Genomic DNA, 16,398 nt, shown 5'->3' with positions numbered 1-16,398 from the left:
TCCAGTCCAGGCCCTTTCTCTGGAATAATATCTCTTCATATTTCATTGTTTTTAAAGGCCATGTGTCTGATCGTTTTGTATATTTCACCTGTACCAAATTATCAAACTTCTTAACTACTATTACCGGTTCCATCACCGATATGGATACCCGTTCGTCTAAGATATCCTTGAATATCGTTCTATAGATCAGCTTGTCCCCTACTTTAATCGAATCCTTTAAACGATTAACATCATAGTTACAAATCACTGCCTTAACATATCCTTTGGTCATAATCTCTCCCTTGTCCTTGATCAATTGGAAATACACCATACGGCTCCCAGTCTGTATCTACCGGATTAAGCTTAACCATTGTGTAACGCTGATACGGATACCCCAGCTTATCAAACCCGTTGTAGAGACTGTCTTTCTCTATGTAATATCCCTTACGGGGTTTTGGATTTACATCCCACCCTTTTTTAACCGGAACCAGTCTTCGTTCCGGTTTCGGCATGATCAGGTTACGGCTACAGGAATAATGCTGTTTACTCGGATTCCCCTCATCCCGGAATGTCTTTTCGGTTTCTTTAATCATGTACTCTGCCAGACGTTTATATTCTCCTTCTTCATATAGCGGTACAAACTGCCTGCGGCCATGATCTTTCCACAATTCTCTTGTGATTTCCAGAGTTGTCTTTTTGTTACTCTTCACATGGTTGATGATAAGATGATGGTGGATTCTTTTATGAAGGTATTCTGTGACTTGTATGTATTTCAGCTCAAAGCCTATTTCCCTGTATTCTTTTCTCAGTTTGGAAAGAAAATCACCTATGTTTTTTTGAGCCTGCTTGCGATCCGGTTTGGGATCCTTATAAGTCAGTATCAAATGCCAGTCACCCGGTTTAAAGTTCGCATTTATTTTTATCGCAAGTTTACGGGCTGCCTGCCTCATATTCGCTTCCTGCATCTCTTCTTTGGTTTTCTTAACCTTTTTACCTCTTACCCCACTGCATCCCTTACGCTCTGACTTAGGGATGCACTTTATAACTTCTATGGTTGCTCCTGCCTTATACTCTATTAATTTATATCTGTACATTCCTGTCTCCCATACTGTAAAGTTAGTCCTTTTAACAAGTGAGAAATGCGGTCAAATCCGCTTATTTCCTTGACTTTCCAGTTTGCACAGATTATAATTAAATTGATGTTGGGTCTGTGCAAACAGACTGTCCTAACGGACAAGCGCATATAGTTATTAGCGTAACTATATGCGCTCTTTTATTGTCAACGTACTGCATATCGGTACTGCCCCCATTCTTCCATTTTTATCTGGAGAGCCTGTCCCTCTGCTTCCTTATTCGGTTCATGATCTCTACATTTACATTGCTCAAATGTATCAAGGTTATCCCCACAGTACGGACATGTCCAATAAGGTTTCCTGACTTTTTTAATAAATCTCTGCATTGCTTGTCCCTTCATGCCGGATCACCCAGCATTCTCCTTCATTATGAGGTTTTCAATGTGCTTCCCTTTGGACTGCTGTCTGTCCAATCGGAACAAGTTCAATTCCTCTAGCTCTATAATCCTTCAAAATAATGTCATATAAAATGTCCGGCGCTTCAACTCCTTCCAGCGATTCCAGTTCCCGTCCATCTTTCATAATGTTGATTACCTTAATTCCCATCCACCCTCACCTCCTGGCTAAATTCTAACTATACCCCATCAGTGCATTGGTATTATTTGCTTTTATTTTCCTCGTTCTTTCTAAAATCATCAACGTGCGCTGTTGGCCGCACGTCTCTCTCCCGACCTGCTTCCGTCTCCTCCATCTTCCGCCCATCAGCCTGTCTTGCGTGGCTGGGAGTCCATCATGTTCTGGCTTGTCAGTAACAGACTAGCACCAAACAAAACCATGTTAAGATTCGGTTTCCTGAGGTGCTTGTATACTTCTGCAAGTTTTTTAAGCATCAATTCTTCCATAAGATATTTGTTCATCTCGTCCATCTTCTCTCCCGCTCAACTCATCACCTCATTTTCTTGTTGCACTAAATATCGTGGCAATGATATACTGTCCTCATAAAAACTAGGGAGGACATGTCATGGATTTGTTTACAAAAGACAATATTACTTTCGTTTTGGCACTTATAGGTTCTGTTGGTACGGTTCTGGGATGGATATATACTTTCATAACATCTCAAAGGAAAATTGATATTGAGATATACGACTATACAACTTACATTGGGAAAATTGCTCAATTCTTTATTCACTTCCAAAATCAATCATTTCTACCGATATGCATCATGTCTGTTACTCTGGTATACAATGGAGTTGAGACTTGTTGTGAGCTTATTCCCAAGAAAATAAGGGGAAACGATAACGATTTAATTAAAAGTCCAATGTTTCCTATAAATTTGGTTGCTAAACAAGGCTGCCTTTACTTTCTTGAGTTTGTAAACTGTGAACAAATCTCATTAACTCCTGGAAGCAAGGTTGACTTTTCAATAAACACCAATCGTGGGAAGATACACAAATCCGTAATTCTTTCAGACATATCTCATTATCTGCATATAGGCTAATTTCTCTCACTCCCTTATCAGGCCGTTGATATTGTATATATTTTTCAATATCAATGGTTCTTTTTTTTATGGCTTCCCACTTCTTCCTTGAAACCCACATCCCTTTCACCTCGCTTTCATTTTTTCAATATTTACCCACGCTTACGCGATCCTCTCTCCTGGCCTGCTGCCGTCTCCTCCACCCCCAGTAAGAAAGTGGGCTGTGAAGTTTGAGCCACGGACAAAGTTCATAAATGCCCTCTGCCCCTTTTCTGTCATGCATTCAAGAAATTCTGCTACTTCCTTGGCTTCCTGCATGTCCTCTACCGGAAGCATTACCTCCATTTTAGTTTTCGTCATGTTATCACCTCCTTTTTGAACGTTTACCGTTCTTATATTCTAAATATATAACGTCTATCGTTTAAAGTCAAGCATTTTTTATAATTTATATTGACTTTTTGAACGCTGAGCGTTATTCTATAATTGTATTATGGAAAGCGAGGTGATAAACATGAATATTAATGAACGCATTAGATATTTTAGAAAAGATGTCTTAAAAATGAATCAACGCCAATTTGCGGCATCTTTAGGAATGGCACAAACTGGCGTTAGCGGTACTGAACGTGACGGAGCGACCGTGACTGATCGTTTCATAAAATCTATATGTTTTGCTTATAATCTTAGTGAAGTTTGGTTACGTGATGGCATAGAGCCAATGTATATACAACCTCCCACATTCAGCCTTGATAAATTTATTGAGGAAAGAGGAGGTACTGATTTAGAGGTAGAGATAGTAAAAACATACTTTGAATTAGACCCTGAAATAAGAAAAGCTATTTTAAGCCATTTCAAGGAAAAGTTCACTCCCTCTTCATACGGGAGTCTATATGACAGCGTACCGGATACTGCCGAAGAGTTGGAGGCACAATTCCAACTGGTTACCGATCATGATAAAGAGGTCGGATAACACCTGATCTTACCATGATTATCATAAATTTTCAGTTTACTTATAGATGTATAATTGTGTCTTTCCTATGAAGTCCGTATTGTAGTATATAGTTTTGATATTGCGAAATATAATTGCATATATATCATCTCTGCATAATCTTATGTACTTAATATTCATAGAATCACACTTTCTATGATAAGACCAGGTGCACACATTATTATATATGATGAGAGTTTATGGTATTTATGGTATATTTTTCCTAATGAAACCATCACCTCAGAAAGGACGTGCTGCTATGCCATTACCGAAACGTGTCTTTACCTCAGAAGATTACTGGAACCTCCCGGATGGTGACCGTGCCGAACTGATCGACGGCCAGCTCTATTCCATGGCCCCCCCCAGCCACACGCACCAACGTCTTGTATTCCAGCTTGGGCGGATAATCGGAAATTATATCGCAGATCACAATGGCGATTGTGAAGTGATTCCTGCCCCATTCGCCGTCGATCTGGAGGCCAACGACCACACATGGCTTGAGCCTGATATTTCCGTTATATGCGACCGAAACAAGCTCACAGAACATGGGTGCAAAGGTGCGCCTGACTGGATTATAGAAATCGTTTCACCAACCAGTCAGAAAATGGACTATCAGGTGAAGCTGTTCCGATACAGGACGGCGGGTGTTCGGGAATACTGGATTGTAAACCCCATGAAAAAATCTGTTATGATCTACGATCTGGAGCATGAAGACAATACTGGACAGTTTTCATTCGATGATATCCTTCAGGCTAATATTTATGAAGATTTGAAGATCAAAATTTCCGATCTTCTGTAATGCAAAATACGCCCCTAAATCAAAAGGGGCGTATTTTGTACCACTCATCAGTACTTAAGGAAGGAATGACACAATGGATAAGAAAAAAATGCGTTGCGCAATTTATATCCGCGTATCCACTACAGAACAGGCCATGGAGGGATATTCCATCGGAGAACAGAAAGAGCGCTTAGAACAGTATTCAAACGCTATGCAATGGACTATAACGGGAGAATATATTGATCCCGGATATTCCGGTTCTAATATGAACCGTCCAGAGTTGAACAGACTTATATCAGAAGTGAAACACTATGATGTAATCCTTGTTTATAAACTGGATCGTCTTTCACGCTCTCAAAAAGATACTATGTTCCTAATAGAAGATGTATTTCTAAAAAATGATATTGCCTTTGTATCAATGAATGAGAGTTTTGACACGGGAACGCCCTTTGGGCGCGCCGCCATCGGTCTTCTTGCAACCTTTGCACAACTTGAGCGGGAAAATATAAAAGAACGTATGTCTATGGGAATGAAAGGCCGTGCACGGAAAGGATACTGGAAAGGGACCAGTCGCCCGCCTATTGGATACGACTATTCTGACGGAAATCTCATCATCAATGATTATGAAGCCATGCAAATACAGGAACTCTTCTCCATTACTGCCAACGGAATTCCTGGAATGACTTATAATGTACGAAATATAGGCCGGTATTTATCTGGAAAATATTCCAATAAATATGGTGGTTGGACCGATAGCAGCGGAATCACATATACAATTCAAAATAAAGTATATATTGGAATGGTCAAGTTCAATGACGAGTACTTCCCCGGGCAACATCAGCCTATTATTGATGATCTGCTCTTTGAAAAAGCAAATGACCGCTTAAATACTTATTTATCTACATTTGGAGCACATGCGACTTACAATAAGTATATGCTGTCTGGTATCACTTACTGTAAACTATGTGGTCGGCCATATTACCGTAGGAATTCACAAGTAAAAAAACATGGATCAAAAAAAGAGTATGGATATTATTCTTGTCAGGGTAGAAAGGCAGATGTAGAAATAAAATGTCCATCAAAGATATTCAGACAAGATGAGCTTGAACAAGCTGTAATTGAACAGATCGAATCTTTAAAATCTATCAATTGGACTGCACAAGAAAAGCATGAAGATACCACTGCCCTCGTTCAGCAATTAAAGCAGATTGATTCCCGTCAGGAACGCCTTATCGATCTTTATAGCTTTGGCTCGATACCAAAGAGCCAAATTGATGATAAAATAAGAGAGCTTAACCAGGAACGTGAAAAGGTTAAAGCCCTCCTATCTTCTAAAAACACTTTAGATACTGACGAAATCATAAATATGGCATCGAAAATACATGATTCCGATTACGTAGTAAAATGCGATATAGTCAGCATCCTAATTAAAAAAGTTGAGGTGGATGGGGAAAACATACGGGTTTACTGGAATTTCTAGCATTTGTTAATTTGAAAGAAAGTACTTTGAAACTCTCTTTCCCCATCCTTCTATCCTCCTGTTATTCCTCCGCAGCGGGAATAAAGTCGATCGTCCTGGCCAGCTTATCCGTTCCTGTGACCATGACGCGGATCGGCTGACCGAGTTTATATACCTTCCTCGTCATATCGCCGATCAATTCTAAATGCTCTTCATCAAAATGGTAATAGTCGTCCTTTAACTCGCTTACCCGGATCAGGCCTTCCACTGTGTTGGGAAGCTCCACGTAGAGTCCCCAGTTTGTGACTCCCGATATGACGCCGCCATATACCTCGCCGATATGGCCCGCCATATACTCGCACTTCTTCATCTTCACGGTTTCGCGCTCCGCTTCATCTGCCCGCCGCTCCATAGCGGAGGTCTGGACCGATACGCCGGTTAGAAGCTTATCGTAGTGGGCCGTTCTCTTCTCGCTCAGCCCGCCTCGCAGGTTCTCCTTGATGATCCGGTGAATCTGTAAATCCGGGTACCGCCGGATGGGTGAGGTAAAGTGGGTATAATACTTGGCGGCCAGGCCGAAATGGCCCGTATTCACCACAGTATACTTGGCCTGCTTCATGGAACGCAGCGCCAGACGGCTGATCAGCGCCTCCTCCGGTGTGTCCTCCGCCTTCACCAGAAGCTTCTGGACCTCTTTCGGATAGACCTCTCCGTTATGGAACCGGATGGAGTAGCCGAAATTATTAATAAACGTGGCCAGACTCTTCATCTTCTCCGGGTCGGGATTATCATGGGTCCGGTACAGGAACGGGAGTTCCTGCCAGAAATAGTCCTCCGCCACAGTCTCATTGGCGATGAGCATGAAATCTTCGATAATCTTCGTCGCCGCGTTCCGCTCATACGGCTTGATCTCCAGCGGTTTTCCGTTTTTGTCCAGAATCACCTTGGTCTCCGGGAAGTCGAAGTCGATCGATCCCCTCGTCTTCCGCTTCTCCCTCAGGATATCGGCCAGCTCCTTCATAAGAAGGAACATGGGGACAAACTCCTCGTATTCCTTCATCACCGCCTCATCACGGTCTGTCACAACCGCGTTTACCGCCGTATAGGTCATACGCCTGTCCACGTTGATGAGCGTCTCTGCGATCCGGTGCCCGGTCACATTGCCCGCTTCGTCGATCTCCATGATGCAGCTGAGCGCCAGACGGTCCTCCCCCTGATTTAAGGAGCAGATTCCGTTGGACAGCTTATGGGGAAGCATGGGGATCACCCGGTCCACCAGATAGACGCTGGTTCCCCTCTTAAGCGCCTCCTCGTCCAACGGGCTGTTCTCCGTCACATAGTGGCTGACATCCGCAATGTGGACGCCCAATGTATACACACCGTTCTCCTTCGATACGGAAATCGCATCATCCAGGTCCTTCGCATCCTCGCCGTCGATGGTGACGGTCTGCAGGCTGCGCAGGTCCAGTCTGCCTTCCCGCTCGCGATCCGTGACCTCGTCGGAGACCATTTCCACCTGCTCCATCACCTCGTCAGGGAATTCTTCCGGAAGACCATACGCCTTCACGATGGATATGATATCCGTTCCCGGATCGTTTACATGGCCCAAAATCTCCGTGATCATGCCCTCCGGCTTCTTCTGGCTTCCGCCGAAGTCCGTAAGCACGGCTACCACCTTGTGACCGGTCACAGCCCCCATATCCTTTCCCTGAGGAATGAATATGTCCTTACCAATCTTCTGGTTGTCCGGAATGACAAATCCAAAGTTCTTATTTTTCTGGTAATATCCGATCACGGTCCGGTTCGCGTGCTCCAGAACACGCAGGACACGTCCTTCTGCCCGTCTTGAGCCCTCGCCCTCTGTCTCGATGGTAATCTGTACGGTATCGCCGTTCATAGCGTCAGCCGTCTTATCCTCTGGTATAAAGACGTCCTGCTCCCGTCCTTCCACGGTCACAAAGCCAAAGCCCCTCGGATGGCCGCTGAACGTACCGGTTATGGAGCCGATATCCGGCTTGCCGTACTTTCCTTTTTTGGAAATGCCAATCTTTCCCTCAGACAGCAGTGCATCCAGCACTTCCTTCAGCTCTTCTCTCTGCCCCTTCGGCACATCGAGAAGAATCGCCATCTCCTTCAGCTTCATCGGAACGTAGGCCGGTTCTTCCACCAGCTGTAATATCATGTTCTTTCTCTGTGTCAGTTGTTCCTCTGTCATAATTTCCTCGTTTTCTGTTTTACGCTGCGGTTCCCTCTGCTTTTATCATTATGCCCGGAAGGAACGTAAATAGTCCGGCCGCCGGACTCCCGCGCCGGAAGGCACTTGCTTCACCGGATGAATTTTCCTGTGAAACAAAAACACCCTTGCCGCCTAACCACAAGAGTGTTTAATCTTTACAGTATATTCAGATTCAATACTAACGCGAGAACGAAAAACAGAATCGCTCCGTATCTTGTAAATTTCTCAAGTTTACCTTCCATGGAACGGCCTTTGTTTCTTCCCCAGTAAGTATCCGCCATACCGCCGATGGAACCCAAGCCCTGTGTCTTTCCTTCCTGCAGCAAAATAATTGCAGATAATGCTATACATATGATAACAAATATGATTGATAAAATCGTTCTGATCATGTCCCTTTTCCACCTCCTATAGTCAAACATGGTAATCATATCATATTTTTTCCATAAATACAACTGCATTTTTTGTATTTTTATATACTTACTTTCATCCACTCTTCGATTCTCAGAAGCTCGTTGTATTTCGATGTCCGCTCCGACCGGCACGGCGCGCCCGCCCTGATCCAGTCTGCGTTTACAGCCGCGGCAAAGTCGGCAGCGTACGGATCCTCCGTCTCACCGTATCCCTGGGACACGGCTAATTTCAGCCCGTTTCTTTTGGCCAGATCCGCAATCTCCATGGCCGCCGTCACGCTCTTCGCTCCGCACATGGAAATGCCTGCTGCGTTTTCCTCCACGCCGTCCCAGTCTGCAAGGCAGGCCCAGTCTCTTTCCCCCGGCTTTAAGCAGCCCGGTTCCCGGTTTTTGTGCTGCCCGATAAATACAGCCCGGTTTCCCAGCATCTTGGTCAGCATTCCCCATCCGTCCGCATCCGCTTCCGCCAGCCCGTCGAACACGGCGCAGACCGGATATCCGTCCAGCAGACGAATATAGAAACCGATCATATCATTTCTGTCCCGCTCGACCGGTACGCCTGTCATATGGCTTTCCCCTTTAAACTGATAGAACCCGGTACCTTCGTCGAAGAGTGATTCCGCACCTGCGCCGATGGCCAGACACATATCTTTCCCCGGCTCATAGCCGCACAGCATCATGGCCTCCATGATATATTCCAGAGCCTCCTCCGAATTTCTCAAATCCGGTACAAAGCCGCCGTCGTCTCCCACCCCGGTCTGATATCCCGAGATGGTGAGAAGCCGTTTTAATGCCTGATATACCTCCATGCATTTTTCGGCGCCTTCGCCAAAGGAGGCGGCGCCCACAGGGACTACCATATAGGATTCCAGATCGAGTGAGTTGTTCCTTCCGTATCTCCCGCCGCTGATCATCGTCATCATGGGGACCGGGAGGCGTCCAGGCGCCGTTCCGCCCAGATACCGGTAAAGAGGCATTCCCAGGCCGGCCGCCGCTGCCCTGGAAACCGCCATGGATACCGCAGTTAAGAAACCGCCGCATTTCCTGATTCCGCAGGAAGAAGCGCCCTCCTCCAGCAGCTTGTCAATGCCTCTCTGGTCTGACGCGTCCTCAAACAGTACGCACTCCGACAGTACCTCCATGACCCGGTCCGTGTCTTCGCTGTCCTCGCAGAGCGCTACCATGGCGCGGCCCCGGGCGCCGTTTTCCAGCTCCACTTCCGCCTCCACGGCCGGCAATCCCTCTGAATCCAGCATTCTGCGCCCGATCACCTCTATAATTTCAAGACCTTCCGCCATAACGTATTCCTCCTTACAAAACAATCCATTTTCTGTAAGGATGAACACAACTCCGGCACTTTATACCCGGTGACGCAAGAATATACGACCGTTTATGCTCTCAGTTCAATTCCAAGCGCCTGCAGACCATTTAATATTTTATTCATGACCGCGCCGACTTCCTTGTCCTCCAGCGTGTGGTCCTTCGCACGGAAGGTGATGGAGTAGGCCACAGACTTAAAGCCTGCGAGGATCTGAGCGCCCTCGTAGATGTCGAACAGCTGGTAGCTCTCGAGAAGCTTTCCGCCGCGCTGCTCAATCACGTCTTCGATCTGACCCACCAGCACGTCCTTCGGCACCACCATACTGATATCTCTGGATACAGCCGGATACTTCGCGATGCCTGTATACTTGCGGTCGAATGTGGTGAACGGAATCATAGACGGCATATCGATCACAGCCACATACGTTCTCTCACCGATTTTATAGTTATCCGCTACATCCGGATGAATCTCGCCTAAATAGCCTACAGTAACTCCGTCGTAGACGATATCGGCCTGTCTGCCCGGATGAAGGAAGCTCTTTTTGTCCTCCGGAGAATAGTGCGGTTTCTTGTGCATACCGGCTTTGTCGAAGAATTCCTCAACCACGCCCTTCATGTCATAGAAATCACCGTCACCGTACATTCCGAGTGTAAACTGCATCCGCTCGTCAGGCAGTTCTGTCAGGGGAAGAGACTTCGGAAGATAGATATTTGCCAGTTCGTATAAACGGACATTTTTATTTCTGCGGTTGTAGTTTGTCGATAAGGAGTTTAACATACCGTGCAGCGGAGAGGTTCTCATGATGCTGAAATCCTCGCCCAGCGGATTTAAGATTCCCACCGTCTTACGAAGCGGGCTGTCCTCCGGAAGCTTCAGTCTGTCAAATACCTTCGGGCTCTCGAAGGAATACGTCATGCCCTGGGAGAATCCGCAGAACTCCGCAACCTCTCTGGCTACCTCTTCCACACGCAGCTTATACGATAATTTTCCGGTCGTGGCCTCTCCTGACGGAAGCGTTACCGGGATCTTGTCATAGCCGTAATATCTGGCCACTTCTTCTGCCATGTCGGCCATGCAGTTTAAATCCTGACGGAAGGTTGGAACGATAATCTCACGTCTATCGGGGTCATATCCCAGATCCAGCTTCTTAAAGTAGCCCAGCATGGTTTCTTCGGAGACATCTGTTCCCAGAAGCCGGTTCATCTTCTCCGGCTCAAATGGAATTCTCTTTTCCGTTTTCTTTTCCGGATAGATGTCGATCATGCCGCCGACGACCTCACCGGCGCCCAGCTCCTCGATCAACTGGCAGGCACGGTTTACCGCCTCCTCGGCGTTGTTGGGATCAAGACCCTTTTCGTATTTTCCGGAAGCATCGGTACGGAGTCCGACCTTCTTTGCGGAGAGACGGATGTTGGTGCCGTCGAAGCATGCGGATTCAAATACCATGGTCTTCACATCATCGGTGATCTTGGAGTTTTCACCGCCCATGATGCCTGCGATGCCGACTTCCTTTTCCCCGTCGTTGATCATCAGAATCGTGCTGTCCAGCTTTCTCTCCTGACCATCCAGGGTTTGGAATACGTCGCCGTCCTTTGCACATTTGACAATAATCTCATGGCCTGCCAGCAGGTCATAATCGAACGCGTGCATGGGCTGGCCGTATTCTTCCATTACGTAGTTGGTGATATCCACGATATTGTTGATCGGGCGGATTCCACAGGCGGCCAGACGTCTCTGCATCCAGGACGGTGACGGGGCGAGCCTGATATTTTTCACCATTCTTGCACAGTAACGCGGGCAAAGATGGCTGTCTTCCACGGATACTTTTAAATAGCTGTTGATGTCCTCATCGTTTCCGGTGGCCGTAACAACCGGAGGATGGAATGGCTTGTCAAAGGTAGCCGCTGCCTCTCTGGCAATGCCGATTACGCTGTAGCAGTCCACACGGTTGGAGGTAATTTCATACTCGAATACGCTGTCACGCAGGCCCAGCACCTCGATTGCATCTGCGCCTTCCTCTGCGTCTGCAGGAAGGATATAGATGCCGCTCTCCGGGGCATCCGGATACATTTCTTTAGAGGAACCCAGTTCCTCGATGGAGCAGAGCATGCCGTTTGATTCAATGCCGCGAAGCCTGCCCTTTTTAATCGCCACGCCGTTCTCCGGAAGAGGGCCGCCGTCATGGCCTCCCGCTACCTTTCCGCCGTCCAAAACCACCGGAACCTTATCGCCTTCCTTAACATTTGGTGCGCCGGTCACGATCTGAATGGTCTCCGCGCCGATATTCACCTGGCAGATGATCAGTTTATCCGCATCCGGATGGCGTTCGATCCGGTCAATCCTGCCGACTACGATCTTCTCCAGGTTTTTGTCGAGGCGTTCGAAGCCTTCTACTTTCGTTCCGCTTAATGTCATCGCATCTGTATATTCCTGGTCGCTGACATCTAAGTCCGGAACATATGCTTTAATCCATGATAATGGTGTATTCATCTTTTTTCCCTTCCTTTCCCTAGAACTGTCTTAAGAACCGAATGTCATTTTCATATAACAGTCTCATATCATCGATCTCGTACTTCAAAAGTGCGATACGCTCAAGGCCGACACCGAAGGCGAAGCCGGAATACTCGTCCGGGTCAATGCCGCTCATGCGGAGAACGTTGGGATGCACCATGCCGCATCCTAAGATCTCGATCCAGCCGGAGCCCTTACAGAACCGGCAGCCGCTGCCGCCGCATTTAAAGCAGGTTACATCCACCTCGGCGCTGGGCTCTGTGAATGGGAAATGATGGGGACGGAATTTTACTTTAGTCTCCGGTCCGAACAGTTCCTTTGCAAAATCTGCCAGCGTTCCCTTTAAATCGGCAAACGTGATGTTCTTGTCGATCACCAGGCCTTCAATCTGATGGAAGGATGGGGAATGGGTCGCATCCACCTCATCGGAACGGAATACGCGTCCCGGGGCGATCATACGGATCGGCAGCTTGCCCTGCTCCATGGTGCGGACCTGTACCGGAGATGTCTGGCTTCTCAAAACGATGGATTCGTTAATATAGAAGGTATCCTGCTCGTCTCTGGCCGGATGGTTCTTCGGAATGTTCAGTTTTTCGAAATTATATAAATCATACTCCACTTCCGGGCCTTCCACTACTTCATAGCCCATGCCGACGAAGATGCGCTCCACTTCTTCCAGCGCGATGGTGTTCGGATGGCTGTGGCCTACATTGTTTCTCTTTGCAGGAAGGGTCACGTCGATGGTCTCTCTTCTTATCTGCTCTTCTCTCGCCTTCTTTGCCAGAGACGCCTTGGCCTCCTCCAGCCTGTTTTCGATGATGGCGCGGGCGTCGTTGACCATCTGGCCTACCTTCGGTCTCTCCTCCGGCGGAACGTCCTTCATGCTCTTCAGCACGCTGGTCAGTTCGCCCTTTTTCCCTAAATAAGCGACCCTGATCTCATTCAGCTTTTCCAGCGCGTCCGACGCTTCGATCTGCTTCAATGCATCTTCCTTGATTTTTTCTAATTGGTCTTTCATCATGCTCTCCTTCTTTTATCATTTTTTCTTATACATAGAGTTGGTTACAAAAAAAAGCTCCGCCCCTGGTTAGGGACGAAGCTTGAGTTCGCGGTACCACCCTGATTCCCGCACAGAACGCGCAGGCACTCGGCATACGTAACGTGTATGAACGTCATGACCTACCCGCCGTCTTCGTAGGACGGTTTCTGCCATGCTGCTTCAGTGGGAAATTCAAACGCTTATCTGAACTTAAGGGGGCTTACAGCCGGTGACTCCCTCTCTCTGAAAGAAAATAAGGTTCTACTGACACCTTCATTGCATTTATCTGATAAAACTGAATTCATTTTATCCATTGCAGCAGGAAATGTCAAGTGGTTTGCGGATTTTTCTTCACAAAGTCGAATCGTTCGATGTATCGTTTCTTATGGGTATCTCTCGTTGCCACACTGACTCCCCAGTATTTCGTGATGTCCTTACGATCCTCTCCTTCCGGTATACAAATGCCGGACGCCCGGTTCGGAAGCGGTGCACACGGCTCGAAATGGATCCCGTCATCGCTGTAATAAAGATACTGCACACCCTCCGGATCGTTCCAGTCATCTCCATATATCCTTCCCTCGCCCTCCCTGTGCTTGAGTCCGGACAGCAGACAGAGCCCATCCTGATACGGCCAGACAGAAAACGCATGGCCGCGGATAACCGGATTCCCTTCATATCTGTGATACGGACCCGTAATCATATCCGCCCAGGCCAGCCCCAGCATGGTTTTATCCCCGTCTGGTTCCGTCAAACGGCTTCCCTTAAAATAAACCAGCCATCTGTTCTGGAAAAATACCGCACTTACATCGTCAACAGCCTCGTCATCCCAGTTTCCTTCCTCTTCCCACTGAAGTACCGGCCCGTCCCCCAGTCTTTCAAACGGGCCTTCCGGTGTGTCCGCTGCAGCCAGACCACAGCACCTTCTCGTAGTCTTCCCTTCGGCAAAATCGGTACCCACACCGGTATAGAACATATAAAATCTTCCTTTGTCATGAATCACATTGGCTGTCAGGACTCCCGCGCAGTCCCAGCCGCTTTCTGCCGGAAGCAGCGCATCCTTCCCAGCTTCCCAGTGGAAGCCATCTTTTGAAGTACAGCACATGATCTTGCAATCAGCAAAATGATCGTAGGGCCGCTCATTGTCATGCTGTGTATACCACAAATAATACGTTCCCTGATCATATAGTATATTGGATGGATCGTGGTTATTGTCTGAAGGCAGATTTACGGTCTCCACCGTCTTTCTCTCCACTTCCAGCAGTTCTTTCGGTAATTTCATCTTACACTCTTCCTTTCTTTTGCTCAGCTATACTTTATTTCAAATGTCTTTTTCATCAGGCCAGCGGTAAGAACCGTAAATACCTTCTATTCCTTCCCTGTCCCTTCCACAATACCGTCAATCATCTGGTTATGAAAAATCAGATACAGAACCAGAATCGGCAGAGCACTGAGTGCCGCTGCCGCCAGGAGCACGCCGTAATTACCGTTCATGGAGACATCTCCAATCGACCTCAGCAGGGCTGTAACTGTCAGCTTTTCCTTTTTGGTCGTAATAATAATCGGCCACAGGAATTCATTCCAGGTATTCATAAAAGTCAGAATAGCCAAAGATACAATGGCCGGCTTCAGCATGGGAAAACCAATTCGCATCAAAATCTGATTTTCCGCAGCTCCTTCAATTCTGGCTGCTTCCATAGTTTCCTGCGGAACCGTACCGGAGGCAAACTGCCTCATCATGAAGATTCCAAATGCAGGTATCGCATTGGGTAGAATCATGGACCATAAATGGTTGACGCCTCCCAGCTGCTTTACCAGTAAGTACGTGGGAACCAGCCTCGTCTCCAGCGGAATCATTAAAGATGACAGTGTAATGATAAAGAGCACATTTTTAAACGGAAACTGATACTTGGCAAAGGTAAATCCTGCTGCTGTGCAGAAAAAGCAGGCCAATGCGGTTGTAGAGACTGCGACAATGACACTGTTCATCATATTCGTCACAAAGGGCCAGTTTGCAAACAACATGCGGTACATCTTAAGCTGGAACCCAGCTGCCGGAAGAATCTTCGGGGACAGCGAGAATATTTCATAATCTTCCTTAAAGCTTCCCATAAACATCATCAGGAACGGAAAGCAGGTGACAATGATCACGGTCAGCAGCAGCAACAGGGAAAATAGCTTTTTTAAAATATTTTCAGCATTCTCTTTCTTCATCGTCACTCCTCCGTCCTTCCATAATAATTTTTTACTACAAAGACACTGAGTATTACGAGAAATGCGAACAGAACATACGTAATCGCTGCCGCATACCCCATTTTTGAGTATTCATATGCATTCTGGTACATGTAGTACACCAGCGTGGTGGATGAATTCATCGGGCCGCCCTGTGTCAGTACCATCACGTCACCCACATTCTGGAAAATCCAGATGGTTGACATGAGCATGACGAAAAATATTTCCGGAACCATAAGCGGCAATGTGATTCTAAAAAACTTCGTAAACGCTCCGGCCCCGTCAATGCTGGCAGCTTCCCCCACAGAGCTTGGAATCTTTTGCATTCCAGCCAGCAGTACCAGAGAGAAATAACCGGTCATACGCCATATGTTCATAAATGCTACTGAGACTTTCGACAAAGCAGTGGTATCCAGCCATCCGACAGGACCGATGCCAAAACAGCGTTCCAGCAGTACGTTGATCAGTCCTCCCTCCGTGGTAAGTAAAATACGGAATATAATTGCTGCCACGGCGACAGCAGTAATGTATGGCAAAAGAACGATCACCGAATACACTCGTTTGCCGGTCAGTCTGGAGGAATTCAGGACTGCAGCCAAAATCAGGGCCAGAAAAGTACGCAGTGGAACGATGTAGAGCCAAATTAAGACTGTATTCAGCAAGGACTTCCAGAACTTGTCATCCCGCAGCAGCTTTTCGTAATTTTTAAATCCAACGTGGTCAGCGGCCGCCACCGTTCCCAGACCATCGAAATTGGTCAGGCTGATTAAAAAACCGCTGACGGCAGGATAAATATAAAAAACTGCAAACAGAATGAAAAAGGGCGCGATCCACAGATAACAGTGTTTGTATTTTTTCATTTCTTTTAATGTACTGGTCATTTAATCAGCCTCCAAACCGG

The 16,398-nt window shown here is 46.9% G+C and carries 17 protein-coding genes and 1 other annotated feature; of the genes, 4 read left to right on the top strand and 13 right to left on the bottom strand.

The genetic code is table 11. The features are described 5' to 3' along the window. The 4 genes from H8S75_RS04325 to H8S75_RS04310 all read right to left on the bottom strand — a co-directional run. Positions 1–247, bottom strand: a 247-nt coding sequence (locus tag H8S75_RS04325; protein WP_187019576.1) for a hypothetical protein, incomplete at its 3' end; no start/stop codon positions are given. Between the two features lie 4 nt (positions 248–251). Then, complete coding sequence (locus H8S75_RS04320) at positions 252–1,073, bottom strand: rolling circle replication-associated protein (RefSeq protein ID WP_187019574.1); 822 nt, start codon at positions 1,071–1,073, stop codon at positions 252–254. 417 nt (positions 1,074–1,490) lie between these two features. Next, positions 1,491–1,658, bottom strand: coding sequence for a hypothetical protein (locus H8S75_RS04315; RefSeq protein ID WP_187019572.1), 168 nt, complete (start codon positions 1,656–1,658; stop codon positions 1,491–1,493). A 155-nt stretch (positions 1,659–1,813) separates the two neighbouring features. Continuing rightward, positions 1,814–1,978: a hypothetical protein gene (locus H8S75_RS04310; RefSeq protein ID WP_187019570.1), complete on the bottom strand. Its 165-nt coding sequence runs from the start codon at positions 1,976–1,978 to the stop codon at positions 1,814–1,816. A gap of 95 nt (positions 1,979–2,073) precedes the next feature. On the opposite strand from H8S75_RS04310, the gene H8S75_RS04305 reads away from it, so the two are divergent. Next, positions 2,074–2,550: a hypothetical protein gene (locus H8S75_RS04305; RefSeq protein ID WP_187019568.1), complete on the top strand. Its 477-nt coding sequence runs from the start codon at positions 2,074–2,076 to the stop codon at positions 2,548–2,550. Positions 2,551–2,691: 141 nt separating this feature from the next. On the opposite strand, the gene H8S75_RS04300 is transcribed toward H8S75_RS04305, so the two are convergent. After that, a complete protein-coding gene (locus H8S75_RS04300) occupies positions 2,692–2,889 on the bottom strand; it encodes a hypothetical protein (protein ID WP_187019566.1) in 198 nt (65 codons plus the stop codon). Positions 2,890–3,040: 151 nt separating this feature from the next. Between H8S75_RS04300 and H8S75_RS04295 the strand changes: the two genes are divergently transcribed. From H8S75_RS04295 to H8S75_RS04285, 3 genes are all read left to right on the top strand, one after another. Next, entirely contained in the window at positions 3,041–3,496 is a 456-nt protein-coding gene (locus tag H8S75_RS04295) for a helix-turn-helix domain-containing protein (protein ID WP_187019564.1), read from the top strand. Between the two features lie 277 nt (positions 3,497–3,773). Beyond that, a complete protein-coding gene (locus H8S75_RS04290) occupies positions 3,774–4,313 on the top strand; it encodes a Uma2 family endonuclease (protein ID WP_187019562.1) in 540 nt (179 codons plus the stop codon). Between the two features lie 73 nt (positions 4,314–4,386). Beyond that, entirely contained in the window at positions 4,387–5,772 is a 1,386-nt protein-coding gene (locus H8S75_RS04285) for a recombinase family protein (RefSeq protein WP_187019560.1), read from the top strand. 61 nt (positions 5,773–5,833) lie between these two features. On the opposite strand, the gene rnr is transcribed toward H8S75_RS04285, so the two are convergent. The 8 genes from rnr to H8S75_RS04245 all read right to left on the bottom strand — a co-directional run bounded on the left by rnr (position 5,834) and on the right by H8S75_RS04245 (position 16,378). Then, a complete protein-coding gene (gene rnr, locus H8S75_RS04280) occupies positions 5,834–7,966 on the bottom strand; it encodes a ribonuclease R (protein ID WP_301332686.1) in 2,133 nt (710 codons plus the stop codon). Between the two features lie 176 nt (positions 7,967–8,142). After that, a complete protein-coding gene (gene secG, locus H8S75_RS04275; protein ID WP_002603794.1) occupies positions 8,143–8,376 on the bottom strand; it encodes a preprotein translocase subunit SecG in 234 nt (77 codons plus the stop codon). Between the two features lie 80 nt (positions 8,377–8,456). Next, a complete protein-coding gene (locus tag H8S75_RS04270; protein ID WP_187019558.1) occupies positions 8,457–9,695 on the bottom strand; it encodes a phosphopyruvate hydratase family protein in 1,239 nt (412 codons plus the stop codon). A gap of 92 nt (positions 9,696–9,787) precedes the next feature. Continuing rightward, on the bottom strand, positions 9,788–12,208 hold the full coding sequence (gene pheT / locus H8S75_RS04265) for a phenylalanine--tRNA ligase subunit beta (protein ID WP_187019556.1): 2,421 nt from the start codon (positions 12,206–12,208) through the stop codon (positions 9,788–9,790). 19 nt (positions 12,209–12,227) lie between these two features. Then, positions 12,228–13,247: a phenylalanine--tRNA ligase subunit alpha gene (pheS, locus tag H8S75_RS04260; RefSeq protein WP_055652956.1), complete on the bottom strand. Its 1,020-nt coding sequence runs from the start codon at positions 13,245–13,247 to the stop codon at positions 12,228–12,230. 68 nt (positions 13,248–13,315) lie between these two features. Beyond that, positions 13,316–13,554 (bottom strand) — a binding site (T-box leader). A gap of 42 nt (positions 13,555–13,596) precedes the next feature. Further along, the gene (locus H8S75_RS04255) at positions 13,597–14,547 is read right to left on the bottom strand and encodes a family 43 glycosylhydrolase (RefSeq protein ID WP_187019554.1); all 951 of its coding nucleotides are present in this window, start codon (positions 14,545–14,547) and stop codon (positions 13,597–13,599) included. An 86-nt stretch (positions 14,548–14,633) separates the two neighbouring features. Continuing rightward, positions 14,634–15,479 carry a carbohydrate ABC transporter permease gene (locus H8S75_RS04250; RefSeq protein ID WP_187019552.1) on the bottom strand — a complete coding sequence of 282 codons (846 nt, stop codon included), beginning with the start codon at positions 15,477–15,479 and terminating at the stop codon, positions 14,634–14,636. Positions 15,480–15,481: 2 nt separating this feature from the next. Then, entirely contained in the window at positions 15,482–16,378 is an 897-nt protein-coding gene (locus H8S75_RS04245) for a carbohydrate ABC transporter permease (protein ID WP_187019549.1), read from the bottom strand. Positions 16,379–16,398: the final 20 nt, after the last annotated feature.

The organism is Hungatella hominis (assembly GCF_014288005.1).
Classification (GTDB): Bacteria; Bacillota; Clostridia; order Lachnospirales; family Lachnospiraceae; genus Hungatella; species Hungatella effluvii.
This window is presented reverse-complemented; position numbering and strand designations above follow the sequence as displayed.